Raw genomic sequence first — 3744 nt, 5'->3', positions numbered from 1 at the left:
TGGCCGGTACGGGGATGGCGGCCGGAAGATCACGCCGGGTGGATGGGAGCGACGGACCGGGCAACGGCTGCGCTTCGTCTATCGACGCCGCGGTCCCTCTCTCCTGGTGGCCGACAGGATGCGTGCCCGGACAGGCAAGCGTGGTGGCTTCTCTCGCGCGAGCGCTTCTGCACTCCGGACGGGCCGAGGACTGGTGACCGTGCCGATGTTCATCCTGGTTCCGCAGGTCACCCTCGCCAAGCGCCTCGAGGTGGCCGGCGCCGCCGAGCGCTGGGTGAGTCGGCTACCCAGCCTGGTCGTGCGCAACTGGATTTCTGATGAGGACGGGAGCCGCTGATGTCTCGACGTGAACAGATCCTCGCCGCGCTTTCGGTTGTTCTCGCGGGGCAGTTGGCGGCGCCCGTGCGGCGCAACGAGGTGCTGCCCGAGAAGGTGCCCGCTGCCGGTCTCGTCATCCTGCGCGATGGCGAACCCGGCGAACCCGACATCACCCTCAATCCCCGCACCGAGTTCTACGCGCACCGGGTCGAGCTCGAAGTCTATGTGCCGCGAGATCCAAGCGGCGGCGGCGAAGCGGCGCTCGATCAGCTGCTGGGTGCGATCGGGGCCGCCCTGCGTGTCGATGAGACGCTCGGCGGCCTCGCCGAGAACCTGACGCCGTCAGCCCCGGAAACGGGTGCGCTCGCTCTCGAAGGAGCGCCGCCGATGCTGACCGCGCGGATCATCGTCACGATCGAATACCTGGTGAGCGATCCGCTCACCGCCTGACCCAACCACGACCCAATCACGGACAAGACAGGAGTCATCCATGCCCAAGGCACGCGCATATGGCGCGGACGCCACCCTCAAGGCGTGCCGGGAGGCAAGCTACGGGGTCGCGCCGCTCACCGGCTATCAGAGCCTCGATTTCAAATCGACCGATCTCTCCTCGGCCCAGCCGCTCGGGGACGACCCGCTGCTCGGACGCGGGCGCAATGCGCAGGATCCCTATCGCGGCCTCATCACCGACGAGGGCCAGCTCGACATCCCGCTCGACCTGCGTGGAGCGGGCTTTTGGCTGACGGGCCTTTTCGGAGACCCGGTGACCACGCCCACGAACGCCAGCGGCTCAATCGTCTTCGCCGTCAACCCCACGGCGGGCGACACGATCACCTTGAACGGCACGGTCTGGACGTTCGTCTCCGGTACGGCCGGCGCGCAGGAGACGCAGATCCAGGGAACGGCCACACAGACCGTCGATCAGCTGGTCAGCGACCTCAACGCATCGGCCGATACCGAAATCGCCAAATGCACGTATTCCCGGCCGACGAGCACGCAGACCCTCGTCGTCGTATTCGATGTCGTCGGGCCGACCGGGAACTCCTTCACGATCTCTGCCTCTGCCGCGGCAGCTTCGGCGGCGACACTGACCGGCGGCGGCTATGCGCATGTCTGGGAGAGCGGCGCCGACGACATCCCGAGCTACACGATCGAGGTCGGCCATCCGAAGCTCACGACGCCAGTGTTCTTCCGTCACCTCGGCACGGTGATGGAGAGCCTGAACTTCGAGATGGGTCAGGAGGGACCGGCAAATGCCCGTCTCCAGCTCGTGGCCCAAGGCGAGGAACGCTTCTCGGCGACGGTCGACGCCAATCCGACGGCCTTCGCGCTCCGGCGCTTCAGCCAGGGGCGCGGCTTCATCCGGCGCGGCGGTGCGGCGCTCGCGGGCGTCACTGGCGGCAGTCTGACCTTCTCCAACAATCTCGAACGCGTCCGGGTCATCCGCGAGGACGGCAAGATCGAGGCGGCCGATCCCACGTTCGCCTCGGCGGAAGGATCAATGTCGGTACGCTTCGATGGTGCGACGCTCGTGGCCGAGGCCGCCAATGGCGATCCCGTCGCGCTCGAATACGGGTTCACCTTCCCGGAAGGCTACGCGCTGCGGTTCGAGCTGCCGCGGGTCTTCCTGCCCAAACCAAAATATGCCGTCTCCGGCCCCGGCGGGGTCGAGGCGAGCTTCGACTGGCGCGCCGCCTACGATGACAGCGAAGGCACGATGCTGCGCGCCCACCTCCTGAACGACGTCACGAGCTACACCTGAGGCCATTCCCATGATCCGCCTGAACCTGTCGCGCGAGCCGACCTGGCTCGACCTCGGACATGACGTGCGCGTGCGCGTCGCTCCCCTGACCACCTCGCTCATGGCCGCCGCCCGCAGTGATCCGGCGGTGGGTGCCTTGCCCGAAGGCGCGTCGAACGAGACCATCGCGGTCACCATGGCCAAGGCCCTGGCACGGCTGGTCGTGCTGGAATGGGAGGGGGTGGGCGACGCTGAAGGCAATCCGGTGCCCGTCACACCGGAAGGCATCGACGCGCTCCTGGACATCCTGCCGATCTTCGAGGCCTTCCAGGTCCGCTACGTGTCCAAGGGCCTTCTGCTGGAAGCGGAAAAAACGGCTCCGCGCCCTCGCCGAATGGCATTTCAGCGGGGGCGACCAGTATTGCCGATCCTGTCGCGGTACCTGCAGCGAATGCCCCGCCGTCCTGAATCGTCCGCAGACGATCGAAGGCTGGCAGGTCTGGGATCTAGCCAAACGGCTCACGGGGCAATTGCGCGCCGTCCCCGGTGCGGTCCTCGGCCTCGACATGACGGCCGCGCTCGCCTGCGCACATGCGCTTGGAGTGGACACCCTCGTCTGCGCGGAACTGCTGCCAGAGGTGGAGGGCATGATGGTGCGCGGACTGAACGCGCAAATCAGGACTGATCAAGATGGCTGAGAAACGCGTCTCCGTTCGCCTTGCCGTGGTCGGAGGGCGTGAAGTCCGTGCCGAGCTGCAGGGCATTGGCGACGCAGGGGAGCAAGGCTTCCGTCGGCTGTCGCGGGAGATGGACGCCGCAAACGGCCGTGTCGCGGCCTTTTATCGGCGCGTGCAGATCGCAGCCGCCGCTGCGGCGACCGCCTTCGCCGCGGGCGCTGCGGCCATGATCCGCTCCGGTCTTCAGGTAGTCGATGCGCAGGCCAAGCTCGCCCAATCGCTCGGGACGACCGTCGAGAGCATTCAGGTTCTCGAACGAGCCGGCGAATTGGCCGGCGTGTCGATGTCCGGCATCGAGCAGGCGACCAAGGACCTCACCCGCCGCCTCAGCCAGGCGGCCGCCGGGACCGGTCCTGCCGTCGCGGCGCTCGAACGGCTCGGGCTCTCGGCCTCGGCCTTGCTGGCCCTGCCGCTGGATGAGCGTGTCGGTCGTATCAATCAGGCGATTGAAGACTTCGTGCCCGCGGCTGAGCGTGCAGCGGTCGCCGGGCAGCTGTTCGGGGAGGAAGGCAGCATCGCCATCTCCCGGATCGACACGGCGACCCTCCGGCAGGCGACACAGGACGTTCGCGATTTCGGCGTGGTCGTGTCCGAGCAGGACGCCGATCAGATCGAGCGGACGAACGATGCGATCTCTCGCCTTGGTCTGATCTGGCGCGGGCTGTCGAACCAACTCGCCGTTGCCGCCGCCCCGGCCCTCGAAGCCGTCGCCGACGCGCTGGCGGCAATCTCGCGCACGACCGGTCCGCTTGGTCAGGGCATTAGGCTCCTGTTCGACAACATCGGTCGGCTCGCCTCGATCGCTGCTGCCTTCGCCGCCTTCATCGCCGGACGTTGGGTCGCCGGTATGGTTGTGGCCGCCGCCTCGGTTCGCGGTCTTGCCACTGCGCTGGTCTTCCTGCGCGGCGCGTTGATCCGAACCGGCATCGGCGCGCTCATCGTGGCAGC

4 protein-coding genes and 2 pseudogenes are annotated in these 3744 nt (G+C 67.6%); all 6 read left to right on the top strand.

Annotated elements, in window-relative coordinates:
* On the top strand, positions 1 to 337 hold a 337-nt coding region (locus M2A_RS18295; RefSeq protein WP_045449917.1), incomplete at its 5' end, for a DUF6441 family protein.
* Positions 337 to 768, top strand: a complete 432-nt coding sequence (locus M2A_RS16885) for a hypothetical protein (RefSeq protein ID WP_094462841.1) — start codon at positions 337 to 339, stop codon at positions 766 to 768. The genes M2A_RS18295 and M2A_RS16885, both read left to right, overlap by 1 nt.
* A 40-nt stretch (positions 769 to 808) precedes the next feature.
* Complete coding sequence (locus M2A_RS16880) at positions 809 to 2080, top strand: phage tail tube protein (RefSeq protein ID WP_045449915.1); 1272 nt, start codon at positions 809 to 811, stop codon at positions 2078 to 2080.
* Positions 2081 to 2090: 10 nt separating this feature from the next.
* Positions 2091 to 2384 (top strand): annotated as a pseudogene (locus M2A_RS18565) (phage-derived protein YdaY family protein); the annotation flags it as partial.
* Positions 2385 to 2625: 241 nt separating this feature from the next.
* A complete protein-coding gene (locus M2A_RS18555) occupies positions 2626 to 2757 on the top strand; it encodes a DUF7697 family protein (protein ID WP_282097795.1) in 132 nt (43 codons plus the stop codon).
* A pseudogene (locus M2A_RS16870) lies at positions 2750 to 3744 on the top strand (hypothetical protein); the annotation flags it as partial. The gene M2A_RS18555 and the pseudogene M2A_RS16870, both read left to right, overlap by 8 nt.

Source organism: Tepidicaulis marinus, from assembly GCF_000739695.1.
Taxonomy (GTDB): domain Bacteria; phylum Pseudomonadota; class Alphaproteobacteria; order Parvibaculales; family Parvibaculaceae; genus Tepidicaulis; species Tepidicaulis marinus.
The sequence above is the reverse complement of the archived record's forward strand: the minus strand, read 5'-3'. Positions and strand labels throughout refer to the sequence as shown.